Source organism: Bradyrhizobium zhanjiangense (genome assembly GCF_004114935.1).
In the GTDB taxonomy this organism is placed as follows: Bacteria; Pseudomonadota; Alphaproteobacteria; order Rhizobiales; family Xanthobacteraceae; genus Bradyrhizobium; species Bradyrhizobium zhanjiangense.
Genome location: NZ_CP022221.1, coordinates 9,008,333 through 9,026,195 on the forward strand (window position 1 = coordinate 9,008,333; position 17,863 = coordinate 9,026,195).

Annotated in this window: 18 protein-coding genes; 10 read left to right on the plus strand and 8 right to left on the minus strand. The window is 63.7% G+C overall.

Annotation, left to right across the window (positions count from 1 at the left end; translation table 11 throughout):
- The first annotated feature begins 109 nt into the window (after positions 1 to 109).
- The 7 genes from XH85_RS43040 (at position 110) to XH85_RS43070 (ending at position 5,959) form a co-directional block, all read left to right on the plus strand.
- On the plus strand, positions 110 to 856 hold the full coding sequence (locus tag XH85_RS43040) for an ABC transporter ATP-binding protein (RefSeq protein WP_128936775.1): 747 nt from the start codon (positions 110 to 112) through the stop codon (positions 854 to 856).
- Complete coding sequence (locus tag XH85_RS43045) at positions 853 to 2,379, plus strand: permease (RefSeq protein WP_128936776.1); 1,527 nt, start codon at positions 853 to 855, stop codon at positions 2,377 to 2,379. Before XH85_RS43040 ends, XH85_RS43045 begins: the two co-directional genes overlap by 4 nt.
- A gap of 85 nt (positions 2,380 to 2,464) precedes the next feature.
- Positions 2,465 to 2,719: an AbrB/MazE/SpoVT family DNA-binding domain-containing protein gene (locus tag XH85_RS43050; protein WP_128936777.1), complete on the plus strand. Its 255-nt coding sequence runs from the start codon at positions 2,465 to 2,467 to the stop codon at positions 2,717 to 2,719.
- The gene (locus XH85_RS43055) at positions 2,716 to 3,111 is read left to right on the plus strand and encodes a type II toxin-antitoxin system VapC family toxin (protein ID WP_128936778.1); all 396 of its coding nucleotides are present in this window, start codon (positions 2,716 to 2,718) and stop codon (positions 3,109 to 3,111) included. The genes XH85_RS43050 and XH85_RS43055 overlap by 4 nt, the downstream gene beginning before the upstream one ends.
- A 71-nt stretch (positions 3,112 to 3,182) precedes the next feature.
- On the plus strand, positions 3,183 to 3,998 hold the full coding sequence (locus XH85_RS43060; RefSeq protein ID WP_128936779.1) for an MBL fold metallo-hydrolase: 816 nt from the start codon (positions 3,183 to 3,185) through the stop codon (positions 3,996 to 3,998).
- Between the two features lie 65 nt (positions 3,999 to 4,063).
- Positions 4,064 to 4,585 (plus strand): hypothetical protein, encoded by a 522-nt coding sequence (locus XH85_RS43065; protein WP_164939784.1) that lies wholly within the window; start codon positions 4,064 to 4,066, stop codon positions 4,583 to 4,585.
- Positions 4,586 to 4,906: 321 nt separating this feature from the next.
- The gene (locus XH85_RS43070) at positions 4,907 to 5,959 is read left to right on the plus strand and encodes an amidohydrolase family protein (RefSeq protein WP_128936781.1); all 1,053 of its coding nucleotides are present in this window, start codon (positions 4,907 to 4,909) and stop codon (positions 5,957 to 5,959) included.
- 80 nt (positions 5,960 to 6,039) lie between these two features.
- Here the strand turns inward: XH85_RS43070 and XH85_RS43075 are convergent, their stop codons facing one another.
- Positions 6,040 to 6,495: a cupin domain-containing protein gene (locus XH85_RS43075; protein ID WP_128936782.1), complete on the minus strand. Its 456-nt coding sequence runs from the start codon at positions 6,493 to 6,495 to the stop codon at positions 6,040 to 6,042.
- Between the two features lie 240 nt (positions 6,496 to 6,735).
- Between XH85_RS43075 and XH85_RS43080 the strand changes: the two genes are divergently transcribed.
- Positions 6,736 to 7,290: a hypothetical protein gene (locus XH85_RS43080; protein WP_128936783.1), complete on the plus strand. Its 555-nt coding sequence runs from the start codon at positions 6,736 to 6,738 to the stop codon at positions 7,288 to 7,290.
- A gap of 170 nt (positions 7,291 to 7,460) precedes the next feature.
- Here the strand turns inward: XH85_RS43080 and XH85_RS43085 are convergent, their stop codons facing one another.
- Positions 7,461 to 8,717, minus strand: coding sequence for an aminopeptidase (locus tag XH85_RS43085; RefSeq protein ID WP_091885349.1), 1,257 nt, complete (start codon positions 8,715 to 8,717; stop codon positions 7,461 to 7,463).
- Positions 8,718 to 8,830: 113 nt separating this feature from the next.
- Positions 8,831 to 10,192 carry a 3-carboxy-cis,cis-muconate cycloisomerase gene (gene pcaB / locus XH85_RS43090; RefSeq protein WP_128936784.1) on the minus strand — a complete coding sequence of 454 codons (1,362 nt, stop codon included), beginning with the start codon at positions 10,190 to 10,192 and terminating at the stop codon, positions 8,831 to 8,833.
- Positions 10,193 to 10,581: 389 nt separating this feature from the next.
- Between pcaB and XH85_RS43100 the strand changes: the two genes are divergently transcribed.
- Entirely contained in the window at positions 10,582 to 12,141 is a 1,560-nt protein-coding gene (locus XH85_RS43100) for a winged helix-turn-helix domain-containing tetratricopeptide repeat protein (protein WP_128936786.1), read from the plus strand.
- 157 nt (positions 12,142 to 12,298) lie between these two features.
- Here the strand turns inward: XH85_RS43100 and XH85_RS43105 are convergent, their stop codons facing one another.
- On the minus strand, positions 12,299 to 12,721 hold the full coding sequence (locus XH85_RS43105) for a GFA family protein (RefSeq protein ID WP_128936787.1): 423 nt from the start codon (positions 12,719 to 12,721) through the stop codon (positions 12,299 to 12,301).
- A gap of 85 nt (positions 12,722 to 12,806) precedes the next feature.
- Positions 12,807 to 13,592: a methanethiol S-methyltransferase gene (mddA, locus tag XH85_RS43110; protein ID WP_128936788.1), complete on the minus strand. Its 786-nt coding sequence runs from the start codon at positions 13,590 to 13,592 to the stop codon at positions 12,807 to 12,809.
- A gap of 133 nt (positions 13,593 to 13,725) precedes the next feature.
- Here mddA and XH85_RS43115 point away from each other — a divergent pair, with 133 nt between their 5' ends.
- Entirely contained in the window at positions 13,726 to 15,288 is a 1,563-nt protein-coding gene (locus tag XH85_RS43115) for a winged helix-turn-helix domain-containing tetratricopeptide repeat protein (RefSeq protein ID WP_128936789.1), read from the plus strand.
- A gap of 55 nt (positions 15,289 to 15,343) precedes the next feature.
- Here the strand turns inward: XH85_RS43115 and irr are convergent, their stop codons facing one another.
- From irr to XH85_RS43130, 3 genes are all read right to left on the minus strand, one after another.
- The gene (irr, locus tag XH85_RS43120) at positions 15,344 to 15,823 is read right to left on the minus strand and encodes a Fur family transcriptional regulator Irr (protein ID WP_164939783.1); all 480 of its coding nucleotides are present in this window, start codon (positions 15,821 to 15,823) and stop codon (positions 15,344 to 15,346) included.
- 272 nt (positions 15,824 to 16,095) lie between these two features.
- Positions 16,096 to 16,854 (minus strand): DUF2147 domain-containing protein, encoded by a 759-nt coding sequence (locus XH85_RS47200; protein ID WP_128936790.1) that lies wholly within the window; start codon positions 16,852 to 16,854, stop codon positions 16,096 to 16,098.
- A 268-nt stretch (positions 16,855 to 17,122) separates the two neighbouring features.
- A complete protein-coding gene (locus XH85_RS43130; RefSeq protein ID WP_128936791.1) occupies positions 17,123 to 17,761 on the minus strand; it encodes a TetR/AcrR family transcriptional regulator in 639 nt (212 codons plus the stop codon).
- Positions 17,762 to 17,863: the final 102 nt, after the last annotated feature.

Here is a 17,863-nt window from a genome sequence, read left to right on the forward strand (position 1 = left end):
AAACGGTGACTTGCCTTTAGGATGACGGAATTTGTCGGCCGTAGATTCACGGTGCCGAAACATCTTCAAGTCATGGTCGCGGGCGATGCAAAACCGGATGGTGGACGTCATGAAGCCGGGCAGCTCGGCGCTGGAAGTCGTGGGGTTAACGAAGCGTTTTGACCGTTTGGCGGTCGATGGCCTCGATCTCACCATTCATGCCGGCGAGTTCTATGCCCTGGTCGGCCCCAACGGCGCCGGCAAGACCACCACCCTGCGCATGGTCGCGGGCCTGTTGCGGCCCGACGCCGGCAGCGTCTCGATCTTCGGCATCGATGCGCTCCAAAACCCCGGCGCCGCCAAGCAGGTGATGGCATGGGTGTCCGACGAGCCGATGATCTACGACAAGCTGACACCGCTCGAATATCTCGAGTTCGTCGCCGGTCTCTGGGGCATCGCGCCGACTAGCTCGGAACCGGTTGCGCAGGAGCTTCTCGGCTCGCTCGGTCCGCCGCACCGGCACGAACGCTGCGAGGGTTTTTCCAAGGGCATGCGCCAGAAGGTGGCACTGGCTGGCGCGCTGGTGCACCATCCCCACCTCATCATCCTCGACGAGCCGCTGACGGGGTTAGATGCCGTTTCCGCCCGCCATGTGAAGGGCCTCCTCAGCGAGCGCGTCCGCGCCGGCTGCACCGTGATCATGACCACGCATATTCTGGAGGTGGCCGAGCGCATGGCCGACCGCATCGGCGTGATCGCATCGGGCCAACTGGTCGCCGAAGGCACGCTCGACGAGCTGCGCCGGCAGAACGGCCATGACGACACCAGCCTCGAAGACCTCTTCATCGCGCTGGTGACGCTTCCGGACGCCGCATGAGTTCGGCGACCGCGCTGTCCTGGTTCGCCCGTCACGAGTTCCGGCTCGCCTGGCGCGAATGGTTCGCCATGATGACGGGCGGACGGCGCAAGCGGGCACGCGCCGCCATGATCGGCCTGCTGTTCTTCGCCGCACTCCTGCACCTGCCGGCCTGGGCCGTGATCGGCCGCTTCGCCGACCTGCAAGTGCCGCTCGACAAATCCTCGCTGATCGTGATCTCGGCAACGATCTTTCTGGCCTGGACCTTGATGCTGTCGCAGGCGATCGAATCGGTGACGCGGGTGTTTTACGCCCGCGCCGATCTCGACCTCATCATGTCCTCGCCGGCGAGGCTGGCCAATCTGTTCTCGGTGCGCATTGCTGCGATCGCGCTCACCGTCACGATGATGGCGCTGCTGTTCTCGACGCCCTTCATCGACGTGCTGGTGATCGGCGGCGGTGCGCGATGGCTGAGCGCGTTCGGCGTCGTGATCGCGATGGGCCTTTCGGCAGCTGCGATCGCGATTGCCGTCACCATTCTCCTGTTTCGGCTGATCGGCCCGGCGCGGACGCGCCTGATCGCCCAGATCCTCGCCGCGATCATCGGCGCGGGCTTCGTGATCGCGCTCCAGGTCGCCGCGATCATGTCCTACGGCACGCTATCGCGCTTCACCATCCTGACCTCGGGTCGCGTGGCCGCCCACGCGCCCGATGTCGACAGCATCTGGTGGTGGCCGGCGCGGGCGACCATGGGCGACAGCGAAGCGCTGCTGTTGCTCCTCGCGCTCGGGCTGGTGCTGCTCGGAAGCGTCATGGCGATCTTCTCACGCCGCTTTGCCGACACCGCCATCGACGCGGCGGCGTATGGCACAGCCGGCCGCGTGCGCGCCAAGGAGCGCCCCTTCCGCGGCGGATCGCGGCAGCAGGCGCTGCGGCGCAAGGAATTTTCGCTGCTCTGGCGCGATCCTTGGCTGATCTCGCAGACCCTGATGCAGCTTCTGTACCTGGTGCCACCGGCGCTACTGCTCTGGCGCAATTTTGCCGACAGTTCGGCGGCGCTGACGCTGATCACGCCTGTCATGGTGATGGCTGCCGGACAGCTCGCCGGCGGGCTTGCCTGGCTGACCATCTCGGGCGAGGACGCGCCCGACCTGGTCGCGACCTCGCCGCTGACGCCATCCAGCGTCATCCGTGCCAAGATCGAGGTGGTGCTGATCGCGACCGCCGTGATCTTCTGCCCCCTGGTTGCGGCACTGGCCTTCGCCTCGCCATTCCAGGCGGCAATCAGCGCCGGCGCGATCATCATCAGCGCAGCTTCCGCCACCGCGATCCAACTCTGGTTCCGGGTGCAGGCGCGGCGCAGCCAGTTCCGCCGGCGCCAGACTTCCTCGCGGCTTGCGACCTTTGCCGAAGCCTTCTCCTCGATCGGCTGGGCCGCCAGCGCCGCGCTGCTGCTTGCTCTTCCCATCGCCGGCCTCGTCAGCGGCCTGATCACAGCCAGCCTCATCGCCATCACCTGGAAGTTCAGCCCAAGGCGCGAATAATAAAAGGTGTGAGCGAGGGCCACCTTGAAAGTAAGGCTGATTTTCCTTACATTTCTTTGAATGTCAGAAACCTTACAGGCGGCCTATGGGTGAGCTTACCGTCACAGCCAAAGGACAAGTCACGCTGCGAAAGGATTTGCTGGAGCACCTAGGTGTGCATCCGGGTGACAAGATCTCGATCGAAAAGCTTCCGGGCGGGCGCGTTGAAGTGAAAGCAGCTCGACCCACCGGCAAGATCTCAGATGCTTTCGGCATTCTAAAGACAAAAAGTAATGCGCGGTCGTTGTCGATCGAGGAGATGAACGAGATTATCGCTGACGGCTGGGCTGGCAAGCGATGAAAATAACACCCGACACCAACGTATTGGTACGGGTTCTCGTCGAGGATGATGCCGAGCAGAGCAAGGCGGCTCAGGCCATTCTCAGGAAGGCAGACGTGATAGCTATCTCGATCACCGCACTGTGCGAGCTGACCTGGGTTCTCTCACGTGGTTACAAGATTTCTGCTGCCGACATCGCGATTGCAATTCGACGCTTGATCAATGCCGCCAATGTAGCGGCGAACCGTCCAGTAGCGGAAGCAGGATTGGCGCTGCTCGATGCCGGCGGCGATTTCGCCGACGGCGTCATCGCCCACGAAGGCAACTGGCTCGGAGCCGACACCTTCGTGTCTTTCGACAAGAAGGCCGTGAAACTGATCGAGGCAAGCGGCGGATTGGCGCGGACGCCTTAGCGCTGCATGACGTCGGGATAATTCGACGATACACTGATTGGACTGCCGCCTGAACCACGGACAGTCTTGTGATGACCCGACTATTGCTGACGGCTCTTGCGATCCTCGGCTGGCTGATGGCTCCTGCCCTCGCCCAGCAGCCACCTCAACGCAGCGAATGCCTGGCGATGGCGAACGCGGCGCCCCGCGCGCTGCCGGTCGCGCTCCGGCACGCCGGCGGCTCAGCCGAGGTCGAGATCACCTATGCCGGCCACTCCACCTATTTCATCGATACGCCCGGGGGCCTGCGCATCGCCACCGATTATAGCGGCGCCTATCAGGTGGGACGGCGCCCCGATGTCGTCACCATGAACCGGGCCCACAGCACTCACTACACCCTGTTCCCGGACAAGCGCATTCCCCATGTGCTGCATGGCTGGGGCGAGGACGGCAAGCCCGCGGTGATCTCCGAGCGCATCGGCGACACCTTCATCCGCAATGTCACCACCGACATCCGCCGCTATTTCGGCGACGATTCCGGCGCCGACATGATCCGCGACGGCAACTCGATCTTCATCTTCGAGGTCGCCGGCCTCTGCATCGGTCATCTCGGCCATCTCCACCACAAGCTCGACGACAGCCATTTCGCCCAGATCGGGCGGCTCGACATCGTGATGGTGCCGATCGACGGCACCTACACCATGTCGCTGGACGGCATCTCCGAGATCACCAAACGGCTGCGCTCCTCGGTGGTGCTGCCGATGCACCGCTTCGCTACACCGCTCGACGATTTCATACGCCGGATCGGCCAGCAGTTCGAGATCGACCAGCGCATCGAGCGATGGTTCCGGATCTCGCGGGATGCGCTGCCGTCGAAGCCGACGGTGATCATCCTCGACGGGGTCTGACGCGCAATTTTCTCCAAGTCCGCTAAGGCGCGTTCGTGCTGATCTCCTGGCAACAGGAGATCGACATGACAGATTTTGCGAGACTGTTGCACGCGGACGGACCGAACCCGGAGCACGCGGCGGCGCTGCAGCTTTACGGCCGTTTCGTCGGCGACTGGGACGCCGAAATTACCGCCCATGGGCCCGATGGAACCAAGTACGCCGCACCCGGCGAAATCCATTTTGGCTGGGTGCTGGAAGGGCGCGCCGTGCAGGACGTCTGGATGATTCCTCGTCGCGCGGGCAGCCCGGCCTTTCCGATCGCCGGCAATTGGTACGGCACGACGCTACGTGTCTATGACCCAACCATCGCCGCATGGCGGATTTCCTGGTTCGATCCCGGCCGCAGCGTGTTCCGGCAGCAGATCGGCCGTCCGCAAGGCGCGGACATCGTGCAGGAAGGCACGACCGAAGCCGGCGAGCTGACGCGCTGGAGCTTTACGGAGATCACTGGCGATTCCTTCCACTGGCTCGGCGAGGTCAAGCCTGCGACGGCAACCGATTGGCGGCTCGTCGTCGACGTGAAGGCGAAGCGGCGCAAGACTTAAGATCGAATCGCTCTTGAATCAGTCAGCTCCGGGCGCGCGACAACCTCTCCCGCTTGCGGGGGAGGTCGCGCCGAAGGCGCGGGTGGGGGCTCTCTCCACACTGGGGATCTCTCTGTGGCGGCACCCCCACCCCAGCCCTCCCCCGCAAGCGGGAGAGGGAGCGCACCTTCCGTGTGGCGGCAATCGAGCTTCATCTAGTCGATATCGGTCACACCGCCGCTGTGCTCGCGATGACGGGTGCGGTTGCGCAACGTGCGCTGCTGCACGAAGACATGAGATGCTAGGCTCCCCAGCACAAGAATACAGAGGGAGCGAACGCCTATGGCCGCAAGCGGGTTGCCCGCCAGTACGAGCGGGCTGTTTGTCGAGCCGCGCGAGGACTGGCTCGCGCAGCACCAGGAGGAGATCATCGATGCGGCCCGGCCGATCGTCGATCCTCACCACCACCTCTGGAATCGCGGGCATCGCTATCTGATCGAGGAGATGGCAGCCGACATCGCCTCCGGCCACAACATCATTGCAACCGTCTATGTCGATTGCCGCTCGATGTATCGCGCGCATGGGCCAGAGGCGTTCCGGCCCATCGGCGAGGTCGAGTTCGCCAATGGCGTCGCCGCGATGAGCGCGAGCGGTGCTTACGGCAACGCGGCGATCTGTGCGGGCATCGTCAGCCACGCCAATCTGCTGCTGGGTGACGCGGCCAAGCCGGTGCTGGAAGCGGAAATCGCGGCGGGCAACGGCCGCTTCCGCGGCATCAGGCATTCCTCGGCCTGGGACGAAGACCCCGTCGTCGCCGGCATGTATGCGAACCGGCCGAAGGGCCTGTTGCGGGATCCGACCTTCCGCAAGGGATTCGCCTGCCTCGCGCCGCTGAACCTCAGCTTCGATGCCTGGCTGTTTCATCCGCAGATCGGCGAGCTCACCGAGCTTGCGCGCGCCTTTCCCGATACCAGGATCGTGCTCGACCATTGCGGCGGCCCGGCCGGCGTCGGACGCTTTGCAGGACGGCGCGAGGAGGTGTTTGCACAGTGGCGCGCCTCGATCCGCGAGATTGCGAAATGCGAGAACGTAGTGGTTAAGCTCGGCGGGCTCGCAATGTGCCTGCTCGGCTACGACTTCCATTTGCGCGCGAGGCCGCCGTCATCCGAGGAGCTTGCCACGGCCTGGCGGCCTTATGTCGAAACCTGCATCGAAGCGTTCGGACCCAAACGCGCGATGTTCGAGAGCAATTTCCCGCCGGACAAAGGCCAGTGCAGCTATCAGGTGATCTTCAACGCCTTCAAGCGCATCGCGGCGCCCCTGAGCGAGGCCGAGAAGACGGCACTGTTCTCACAGACCGCGATTGATTTCTATCGGCTCGAACTGCCATCGTGACAAGAAAAGGGGCCCGGATGTTGATCCCGACCCCTCTTCCGTCGTGGCCGCTGGGAAGCGTCCTTGAAACTTTGTGAGCTCTAGCCTGCACCCATCAACGAGGCTGGACGGCGTTCGCCGGTGGAGGTGAACATCTTCTTCAGCTTGTTGACGACGCGGATCAGGAACCCGATCATCACGGGATTGGTCTTGCGGCAGAACGCGATCTTCTTGACGTGGCCTTCGACATGCCATTTGGCATGCGCGCCGTCGCGGAAGAAAATGACGTCGCCGGGGCCGTAGCGCTTCGGCGGCATGCCGTCGCTTTCGAGCACGATCGATCCTTCCATGATCATGATCGTCTCGTCGATATCGTAGTACCAGCTGAAGCGCCCCTCGGTGCAGGCCCAGATGATGGTCTGGGCCGTGCCGTCGGCGCTGGTGGACAGGACGCGCGAGCGCGACACCGGGTTACCCTCGATGATCCAGGACGGCTCGATCGGCCGCAGCTCGAGATCCACATTGCAACTGCCGATTTCAATCATTGCGCGCGACATCTGTTTCCTCAGGGAATAAAATAGGTTTGGCCGGGTCGGAGCCCGGATTGTTTCCAATGATGATCGCAACGCTAGTGACCGCCTTTTAATTCTTCCTTACGCAGGCACCGACAATCAGCCCTAAGTTGCAGGTGCGAAGCAGCTAACGTTGAGATTCCGCTGCGAATTCGCGCACATGACCCCCTCTTTTCCGGGGTGCGACAAAATGCGCGAAAGTGACCATGGAAGGAGCCAATGCCGATGCCCGTCACGCACGAGGCTCTGACAGCCAACCGCGAGGTCGTCGCCTGGCTCGGCGTCCTCGATGTTTCCTTCGGGCCGGACGAGGAGCCCTGGTTCACTATCGACGACATCGAACGCCCGCGGCAGATCGGCAGCGACGGTTCCGGCGGCACGTTCGTGCTGCTGCCGTCGCAGAATGTGCTCTACGTGTCGTCAGAGGGGCGCGCTGGCATTATCGCGGAGAATTTCGAGGCGTTCATGCAGCTCGTCGTCACTCGCCCCTATTGGCTCGACATCCTCAAATTTTCCGCCGGCGGTGATCTCGTGGAGATGCGGCGCGCGGCGGATGCGCTGGAGGCGACACTCGACAACGAGGACGACCTCAACGAGGCCCGCGAGCAAATCCGCGACGCGCTCGACCTGCCCGAGCCGGACGATTCCGTCGGCGCGCTCTACGAGGCAGTCGCTGCTTCCGACGCCATCGTGCGGGCCACCGACGGCAGCCCGTTCACGACGCTGTTCAACCGCTTCAGCATCGACAACAACCCGATACTGCGCAACGCCGCGGCGTGAGACAGCACGCCAGACCATGGGCCTGGGGAAGACTGTCGCCGGGATGCTTACCTCTCCCCGACGGGGAGAGGTCGGATGAGGGGCCGCGGCATTTGGTGAAAGCGTAAACCCTCACCCGGATCGCATCTGCGATGCGATCCGACCTCTCCCTACAGGAGAGGTGAAGCAAGCTACTTCGCCCACTCGCCCTTGCGGAACACCGGCACCTTGCTGCCGTCGGCGAGAATGCCGTCGATGTCGGTCTCGGCCGAGCCGATCATCCAGTCGATATGGATCAGGCTCTGGTTGCCGCCTTGCGCGGCGATCTGCTGCGGCGTGAGCTGCGCGCCGTTGATGAAGCATTTCGAGTAGCATTGGCCGAGCGCGATGTGGGAGGCCGCATTCTCGTCGAATAGGGTGTTGTAGAACAACAGCCCGCTCTGCGAGATCGGCGAGGAATGCGGCACCAGCGCCACCTCGCCGAGGCGGCGCGCGCCCTCGTCGGTGTCGAGCACCTTGTTCAGCACCTCTGCGCCGCGCGAGGCCTTGGCATCGACGATCTTGCCGTCCTCGAAACGCACCGCGATGTTGTCGATCAGGGTGCCCTGGTAGGACAGCGGCTTCGAGCTCACGACGTGGCCGTAGACGCGGCGGCAATGCGGCGTGGTGAAAACCTCTTCGGTCGGAATGTTGGCGTTGCAGCTGATGCCGTTCTTGGAGAGTGAGGCACCGCCCTCCCATTCATGGCCGTCGGCGAGCCCGATGGTGAGGTCGGTGCCGGGACCCGAATATTGCAACGCGCGAAAGCGCTGGCCGTTGAGCCAGTTGGTGCGCTCGCGCAGCACCGCATTGTGGCTCGCCCAATTGCTGATCGCGTCCTCGCGGTCGACGCGAGACGCGGCGAAGATCGCATCCGCGAGCTTGCCGATCGCGATGTCCTCGGGATCATTAGGAAAAACCTGCTTGGCCCAGGACGGGCTCGGATAGGCGATGATGTTCCAGTTGGTGTCGAAATTGACGATTTTTTCCAATGCCGGCTGATAGGCCATGGAGTTGGCCTTGCTGGCGCGCGCCACCTTCGACGGATCCTCGCCCGACAGCAGCATCGGATTGTCGCCGACGATGGCGAGCCGCGCGGTGTTGTCCGAGAAGGCCTTGGCCATGCCCTCGTACAGCCAGCCGGCGGCACGATCGAAACTGTTGTCCTGGCCGTGGCGGTAGCGCGCCAGCGTCATCTCCTCGTCCGAAAGGATCGGCGTCACGATGCCGGCGCCGGCCTTGTAGGCGTGCACGGCAATCCGCCGCACCAGCGGCAGCGCGATGGCAGGCGCCGTCAGAAGAAGATCCTGTCCCGGCCGCAAGCCCAGGCCCACCTTCACCGCCACCTCGGCCAGCCGGTCGAGTTTCGCGGGATCGATGGGAGTAGCGGAATTGCGGTGATCAGTCATGCGGGGCCCTCTGCCGAAAGTCTCTCATTCAATCTAAGCCTAGCATCGCGAGGCGCAAGTGCGCGAGCACCTTGCGACACGGATAAGATACGCAGTTTCACGCATATTGGTTTTCAACGCGTTGCCGATTTCAGCACCCGGTCGACCATGGCGGGGGCAAGCCCGAGGTAATTTTTTGGTGAGGTGAGCACCTCGATCGTGGCGCGGTCGATGCGGCTCGAAACGCGGGAGTCGGATGAGAGCGCATCCGCCAGCGTCAAGCCTTTCTCATTGGCGAGCCGGCAGGCGTCATAGACCACGTCATGCGCCTCCTGCCGTCCGATCTGTGGGGCGAGCCCCATCATGACCGCTTCGGCCACGATCAGGCCGCGGCTGATAGCGAGATTGTCGTTCATCTTCGCCTCGTCCACGATGAGGCCTGCGAGCGCAAACTTCGCCTGGTGCAGCGCGCCGGCGCTCAGCACGAAGCTCTCGGGGATCGCCATCCATTCGGCGTGCCAGGGACCCGTGGCGCGCTCGAAGTCCTGCACCATGGCATCGAGCATCAGGCTTGCATGCTGGCGTACCGCCTTGGACGCCGCCAGCATCAGTTCGGAGGAGATCGGGTTGCGCTTCTGCGGCATGGTCGAGGAGGCGCCGCGCCCCTTGACGAAGGGCTCGTAGACCTCGGCAAACTCGGTCGAGGCCATGATCATGATGTCGAGCGCGATCTTGCCGAGCGAGCCGGTGACGAGCGCCAGGAAGTTCACGGCCTCGGCAAAGCCGTCGCGAGCGACGTGCCAGGTCGAGGCGGGAACGCCGAGCTTCAGCTCGGCACAGAGCGCCTCTTGCACCTCGAACCCCTTGTCGCCGAGCGAGGCCAGGGTGCCGGCGGCGCCGGCGAACTGGCCGACCAGGACGCGCGGCTTCAACTGCGCCAGCCGCTCGGCATGGCGGTCGAACATCGCGAGCCAGATCGCGGTCTTGTAGCCGAACGTTACCGGCAGCGCCTGCTGCAGATGGGTGCGGCCCGCCATCGGCGTGTCGCGATATCGCTTGGAGAGGTCAGCGAGGATACGACGGAGTTCGGCAATGTCCTTTTCGACGATCTCGAGCGCGGCGCGCAGTTGCAGGACTACCGCGGTGTCCATGATGTCCTGCGTGGTCGCGCCCCAATGCAGGTAACGGCCGGCCTCGCCGCATTGCTTCACCATCTGATGCACCAGGGGAAGGATCGGATAGCCGACGATGTCGGTCTCCCGCCGCAACAGATCGAAATCGAGCGCGGCAACATTGGTCCGGGCCGCGATCTGGTCGGCGGCATCCTGCGGGATCACGCCGCATCTGGCCTCAGCCTTCGCCAGCGCCACCTCGACCTCGGCATAGCGCCCCACCAGCGCAAAATCGGAGAACACCTCCCGCATCTCAGGCGTGCCGAAGGCATCGCGGAACAGCATGGAGTCGAGCACGGTGGTCGATGCGGGAAAAGCGGGCATGGGCGTTTCTTCGTGGCTGGGTGTTTTCTGTGAAGGCAGCTTACGCAGGCCGCGCTGTTCGGCAATGGACAAAGGCACTACTCCCGTCATTCCGGGGCGCGCGAAGCGCGAGCCCGGAATCCATTGGGCGGCAAGCGATGCGGACAAATGGATTCCGGGCTCGCGCCAAGCGGCGCGCCCCGGAATGACGAGAGAGAGCCCAAATCGCGGCATCTGACCTAAATCGCCGCACTCGCTTAGCGGCTGGTATTCCCATCCGAAACCGCATGACTGCCATCACGCGATCGTGGTGAACCTGACAGACCGTTCGGCGGACTCACAGACTTCAAGTCGAAATCCATTTTGATTTTATTATTGCCTGATGCCGTTGTGAGGACTGAGTTTTCGACGTGCAATTTCTGTTCCGGGATCATCTCCTCGACACCGACCGGCGCGAGCTGAGCCGCGAGCAGGTTCCCATTGCCGTGGAACCCCAGGTTTTCGACCTGGTCGTGCATCTCATGGAGAACCGCGATCGGGTGGTCAGCAAGGACGAGCTGATCGACAAGATCTGGCACGGCCGCAGCGTCTCCGAATCGACCCTGACCAGCCGGATCAACGCGGCGCGCAAGGCAATCGGCGACAATGGCGCGAACCAGGCGCTGATCCGCACCATCGCACGCAAGGGCTTTCGCTTCGTCGGCGACGTCGAGGCGAAGCGTGGTGCAGCCGTTCCGGAACCCGGCCGCGGGGCACCGGCGCCGCAGCCCACGCTTGCGTTGCCCGACCGGCCCGCGATCGCCGTGCTGCCCTTCACCAATATGAGCGGCGACCGCGAGCAGGACTATTTCTCGGACGGCATCAGCGAGGACATCATCACCGCGCTGTCGAAGCTGCGCTGGTTCTTCGTCGTCGCGCGCAACTCGTCCTTTGTCTACAAGGGTCGCGCAGTGCACCTCCATGAGGTCGCGCGCGAACTCGGCGTACGCTACGTGGTCGAAGGCAGCGTGCGGCGTAGCGGCGAGCGCCTGCGCATCTCGGCGCAGCTCAACGACGTCTCGACCGGCAGCCATCTCTGGGCCGAGCGCTACGACCGCGAGCTGGCCGACGTCTTCGCCGTGCAGGACGAGATCACCGAGGCGATCGTCGCGGCGATCGAGCCGCAGCTCTATGCCGCCGAGAGCTTCCGCGCCCAGCAGAAGCCGCCGGGCAGCCTGGATGCCTGGGATTTCGTGATGCGCGCATTGTCGCATTACTGGCGCATCACCCGCGAGGACAATGCCGCCGCGCAAGGGCTGCTGGAACAGGCGATCGCGATCGATCCCGCTTATGGCAAGGCGCTGGGCCTGCTCGCGACCAGCCATATCTTCGGCGCGCATATGGGCTGGGCGGACATGGCTGTAACCGTGCCGGTCGCCGAACGCGCGGCGCTGGCGGCGGTGGAGGCCGATCGCGACGACGCCTGGGCGCATCACGGCCTCGCCTATACTTATCTATTCCGCCGCCGCTTCGACGACGCACTGGCGGAGTTCGAGCTGGCTCTCAAGCTCAATCCGAATTTCGCGATGGCGTACGCCTTCTACGGCGTGACGCTGTGCTACGCGGGACGATGGCAGGACGGCGACGCCGCCGCGTGCCGTGCGCTGCGGCTGAGCCCGCGCGATCCGCTCGCCGCGATCTATTGCGGAGTTGCGGCCTATGCCCGGTTCATCGGTCGCGACTACGAAGGCGCTGTGCAGATGGCACGCGAGTCGCTACGGCAACGCAGCGATTTCGTCGGTGCGCATCGTGTGCTGACCGCCGCCGCCGGCATGTCGGGAAGCTCGGCTCTCGCTGCGTCCGCCCTGGAAGGCCTGCGCCGCGCCCAGCCCGGCATTTCACTCGCATGGATCACGCGCGAGTTGCCGATGCTGCGCGAAGAGGATCGCGCGCATTATCTGGACGGATTGCGTCGCGCCGGGATGAGGTGAGGACCTCTCCCTCGCCCCGCTTGCGGGGAGAGGGTCAGGGTAATTGGGAGTCTCCGCAGGGACGGTGACAGTTCGACTCGCGGAGGCTCCTCCTCACCCGGATTGCATCTTCGATGCAATCCGGCCTCTTCCCGCAAGCGGGGAGAGGCGAAGCGACCTACTCCTGCATCATCTCACCGCTGCCGCCGAACTCGGCAGGAAAATCCTTCAGCTTGGGCAGACCGTCGCGCATCGGCAGCACCGTCTCGGCGTAATTGACGTGGACGCCGGGCGTGAACGCCAGCGTCGGGATGGTGGCGGTGAAGACGTCGACGAGGCCGAGCGGCGGATGGTTGGTCATGAGATGACCGCCGCACTTCCTACAATATTTGCGCTGGCTGAGCGGCGTCTTGGCGAAGGTCTCGACGTTCTGGGCGCCTTCGGTGATGCGCACGGCTTCAGGCTTCCACAGGCTGAAGGCGTTCACCGGCCCGCCCGACCACGACCGGCAGGAGCGGCAATGGCAATAGCCCATCGCCTCCGGCGCGCCCGTGACCTCGACCGTGACCGTGCCACAGAAGCAGTTTCCGACATGTTTCATTGTTGTCTCCATGATGAAGGATCGTTATCGCGTGTCGGCGCCCCGCGCATCCTCCTCTCGGTGGACGCGCGGAACGAGGCCAAGACTATACTGATCTGCGCCAGGGAATAAGCATCGACACGCGTTGTTTGTACTGCCGGTAGTCGTCGCCGAAGAGATCGATGAGGTCGCGCTCCTCCAGCGCGATACCGACGAAGATGTAGAGCGTCGTCACGGCGGCGAACAGCAGGTGGCCCGCGGTCATGACCGGCGCCGCCCAGAACGCGATGATGAAGCCGAGATAGATCGGATGGCGAACGAAGTTGTAGAGCAGCGGCGTCTTGAACCGCGCAGGCGCCGCTTCCTTGCCGATGAGATGGTTCGTCACCTGATGCAGGCCGAACAATTCGAAATGGTTGATCATATAGGTCGAGATGAACACCAGCACCCAGCCTGCGAAGGACAATGTGACGAGCGTCACGGCAAGATCGGGATCCTGGACCTCCCATATGACCGCAGGCATCGGACGCCACTGCCAGAACAGGAGCAGCAACGACAGGCTCGCCAGCAGCACATAGGTGCTGCGCTCGACCGGTTTCGGGACGAACTGCGTCCACCAGGCCTTGAAGCTCTGACGCGCCATCACGCTGTGCTGAATGGCGAACAGCGACATCAGAAGGAGATTGACGATGACTGCCTCAACCGGCGGCGTGGCGGTTCCAGTGTCGATGGTCTTCGGCACGACCAGCCCCATGACAAAGCCGATGGCGTAGAGGATGGTGACGAAAAACACGAGATATGCCGCAATTCCGTACAGAAAGGCGACGAACTTGAATATGCGTGAGCCCGCAACCGCCGGGCTGATCGAATGAACCTGATCAATCTGGGACATGGAAAGCTCCGTTGTGCCAAAACATCGGCACTTGTTGGTAGTCCCACCATGCACCTCGGACGGGCCTGAGGCTTTCGCTGACAATTGATTTTCGCCTGAGACGCCTTTGATTTTTGCTTGAGACGACGAAAACGTGCGATTTTGCTTTGAAAACAATGTGCTCGACGGCGACCTGCGGGAACTCACCTGCGCCGGGGTCGCCGTGCCGTTGCAGCCGCAAGTATTCGATTTGTTGCTCTATCTGGTCGCGCAACGCGCGCGTGTGGTCAGCAAGGATGACCTGATCAGCCAGATCTGGAGCGACCGCATCGTCTCCGATTCCGCCCTGAACAGCCGAATCAACGCTGCGCGCAAGGCGATTGGCGATGACGGCGCGACCCAGCGGCTGATCAAGACCATTCCGCGCAAGGGTTTTCGTTTCGTCGGCGCAGTCCAGGAAGAAATCCGGAAAGACCTGGCGGCTTCATCTGCGCCCGCTGTATCCGTTCCTGCGCGGCCGAACACCGTGTCGGACCGCCCGGCCGTCGCGGTGCTCGCCTTCGAGAACATGAGCGGCGATCCCGCACAGGATTATTTCGGCGACGGAATCAGCGAGGACATCCTCACCGCGCTGTCGAAGCAGCGCTGGTTCATGGTGATCGCCCGCAACTCGTCCTTCATCTACAAGGGACGCGCGGTCCACGTCAGGCAGATCGCCGAGGAACTCGGCGTCCGCTACATCGTCGAAGGCAGCGTCCGCAAGGCGGACAACCGGGTGCGCATCACCGCGCAGCTCAACGACGCCACATCGGGCGGCCATCTCTGGGCCGAACGCTACGACCGCGAGCTGATCGACGTCTTTGCCGTGCAGGACGAGATCACCAACGCGATCGTGGCGGCGATCGAGCCGCAAATCCATGCGGCGGAAAGTTTTCGCGCTCACCGCAAACCGCCGGCGAGCCTGGATGCCTGGGATCTGCTGATGCGGGCGCTGTCGCACTACTGGCGCGTGACACGGCGGGATCACGAGAGCGCGAAGGCGCTGCTGGAGCGCGCGATCGGGATCGATCCGAATTATGGTCAGGCGCTGTCGGTGCTGGCGGCAAACCATATGTTCGGCGTGCATCTCGGCTGGTCCGAGCTTGCCACGGTGGCGCCGGTCGCGGAAGCCGCCGCACTCGCTGCCGTGCGCTGCGACCATGAGGATGCCTGGGCGCATGCCGCGCTCGGGAGCGTCCTGTTCTCGACCCGTAGGCTGGCCGACGCACTGTCCGAGTTCGAGCAGGCGCTCGCGCTCAATCCGAACTTCTCGCTGGCGCAGGGCTATTACGCGCTGGCGCTGTCCTATGCCGGACGCTCGAAGGAGTCGTTCGAGGCGGCACAGAGGGCGATCCGGCTCTCGCCGCGCGATCCCTCGCTGGCAATCTATCATGGCATCGCCGGCTACGCGCGCTTTACCGAGCGGCACTATGACGAGGCGATCGCGCTCGCGCGCGAGGCGATCCGACACCGCGGCGACCTCACCGGCGCCTACCGCGTGCTCGCGGTCTCCGCCGGCATGACCGGCGACGGAAAGCTTGCGGAGACCGCGCTGGGCGAGCTCCGCCGCACCCAGCCCGGCATCTCGCTGCACTGGATCGCGACGCAATTGCCGTGGGCCAATGAGGCCGATCGCGAGCACTATCTGGAGGGATTTCGGCGCGCAGGGTTGCGGTGATTCCTCTTACCCTCCCCTGGAGGGACCCTGGGGGGATGGTAAGAGCACAGTGGTGCTACGCGCGCTTGCGGCGCAGATGCACGATGACGTCGAGCCGCGCGATCTCGTGGCCGGGAAGCGCCTCGGGCACCCTGGTGAAAGTCAGGCCCTCGGCGACGTCGACCAGCACATCGTCGCCTTCGAGGTAGAAATGCGGATGCACGGATGTGTCGGTGTCGAAGAACGATTTGATGCCGTCGGCCGCGATCCGGCGCAACAAGCCGGCTTCGGTGAACTGGTTCAGCGTGTTGTAGACGGTCGCGAGCGACAGATACATGTTCGCCGCCATCGCCTCGTCATAGAGCTTCTCCGCGGTGACGTGACGATGGCCGTTCAGGAACAGCAGCTGGCCGAGCGCCAAGCGCTGGCGCGTCGGGCGGAGGCCAGCCTCGTTCAGCAGTTGAAGACAGCGTTGCACGCCCTCATCCGGCTGCGGCCCGACGGCATCGGGCCCGCTGTCGTTACCGGCAGGGATATTCGTGGCGTACATGTCCATCGATCGTCTCACGTCTGCAAGAACCAGGACGCGCAACACGCTATCCCAGTTGCTATTCGATCGCAGAAGCGACGACTTGGCTTTGATCCGGATCAAATTTGGGACTTCGATTGCCTCCACGCCGTCATTGCGAGGAGCGAAGCGACGAAGCAATCCAGACTGCCTCCTCGGTGGGACTCTGGATTGCTTCGCTACGCTCGCAATGACGGAGTTTGGCGCAACAGCGCCTGACACAATGTCGCTCGCGAGCGTGGCCGCAGACAATGCTGCTCCTATTTTCCCTTAACCGGGGTCGGCTTCGGTGCCGGCACTTGCGCCCATTCCTTGTCGGCGCGGGGACCATTGAGATCGCCGGTCAGGCCAACGAGTTGACCGGGCAGCACGTCGAGGGTCTGTTGCCAGGTTTGGGTCTGGCACAGGATCTTGATCAGGCATCCCCTGAGCTTGAGGCGGTCAGGGGATTCGCGCCAGAGCGAGACCGAGTACGACTTGCCGTCTTCGGCATTGTAGATGTCGCCGGCAAACCGCCCCTCGGGTGTCGCCTGCAAGCCCATGATGAGCTGGTGGCCGAGCAGCATGCGGGCGCGCTTGTCGGGATCTGGATTCTGGCTGTCGCGATAAGGCTGGCCGCGTTTGTCGACCGGCTCCTTCATCCAGACGATGAAGCCGCAAATACGGTCGCGCGACGGACCGCAGCGCTCGAGCCGGATGCGGGTGCGGCCGTCCTCGACCAGCCAGGTGCCGCTCGGATCGGTGGACGTCGCCTTGTCCTTGTCGGACATGTCGCCGAACTGGTGATCCCTCCCCCGGTAGACGACGACGGGATCGAGGATCACTTTATTGTAAGCGCGCCAGTCGACCTGCGTGGAATAGCGGTAGGGCACGCGGCCGGAAGCGTCCGACTTGTCCGGAGCCATGTAGGCCGAGGACGCCATCTCCGAATAGAGCACGGGAGCGACCGAGGCGCAGCCGGCGGCGGCCACGCAAAGCACCAGCGTTCCCAGACCGCGCAGGGCGATCGAGCGATCCATTCCAGAGTCCTCTTGCGGCTGATTGGGAAGGCCAACCTTTAAAGTTGCGATGGCGACCGCAGCCGCGCTTCGGGACCAGACGCGGCTGCGGCGCTCACCATTGCCAGCCCAATGGCCTCGTCCGGGGCCTTTTTCAGATGCCTTGGGCCGTCTCAGTGGCTCTGGTATAAAACCGACCAGTTGGTTTGTGAAGTTCAAAAACGGAAATTGGCACATTTGGTCGCAGGCGTGGCTTTGGGCAGCCACCGGATGAATTGTTAACGATGAATCAGGCGCGCTTGCGCGGGCTTGCGGCCTTTGCCATCGATGCCGCACTGGATCTAGCGGCACGCTTTGCGGCCGACTGTTCGAGGCCGATCCACTGCGCATCGTCGAGCAGACGCGCGAACAATCGCTGGTGCTCGTCTTTGCTGAGCGGCGACATGCCAAATAGCGAGCTCAGCAGCAAGCCCATCGCTCCGGCCCAGCGCAGCATCGCAAGGTCGGGGTCGGCGGCCTCGTCCCTGATCGCCGCCATCCTTTCCATCTCGCGCTCGCGCGGCAGCGCCATCAGGTTGGGATTCTCGACCATGGCTGCAACCAGCGCCAGCGCGGCAGAATTCGGCGAGGTCGCCGCTTCGCGCACGGTGGCGAGCTGGGTCGCCAGATTGGGATTGGCGGAGGTCGCGCTCACCTTTGCCATATAATCGTTCGAGAACTCCTCGAACCGCGCCATCTGTCGTTCGAGCAGCGCCTTCAGCACCGCCTCCTTGGTGCGGAATTGATGCATCACGCCGCCCTTGCTGAGGCCGCTCTCGCGCGCGATCGCATCGAGCGTCAACCGCCCCGGCCCGTCGCGCGCGATGATGGCGATGGCCGCTTCAAGCGCAGCGTTGCGGGAGCGTTCGGAGCGCGTGGCGTTGTCCATGGCGGACTTGTCTCCGTGACGGGAGAATGAATCAAGTGAAAACAGGACGCGCTGTACATTTTTTGTGCGAACACTGTCGCGACTTTCATCTTGCGGCGCCGA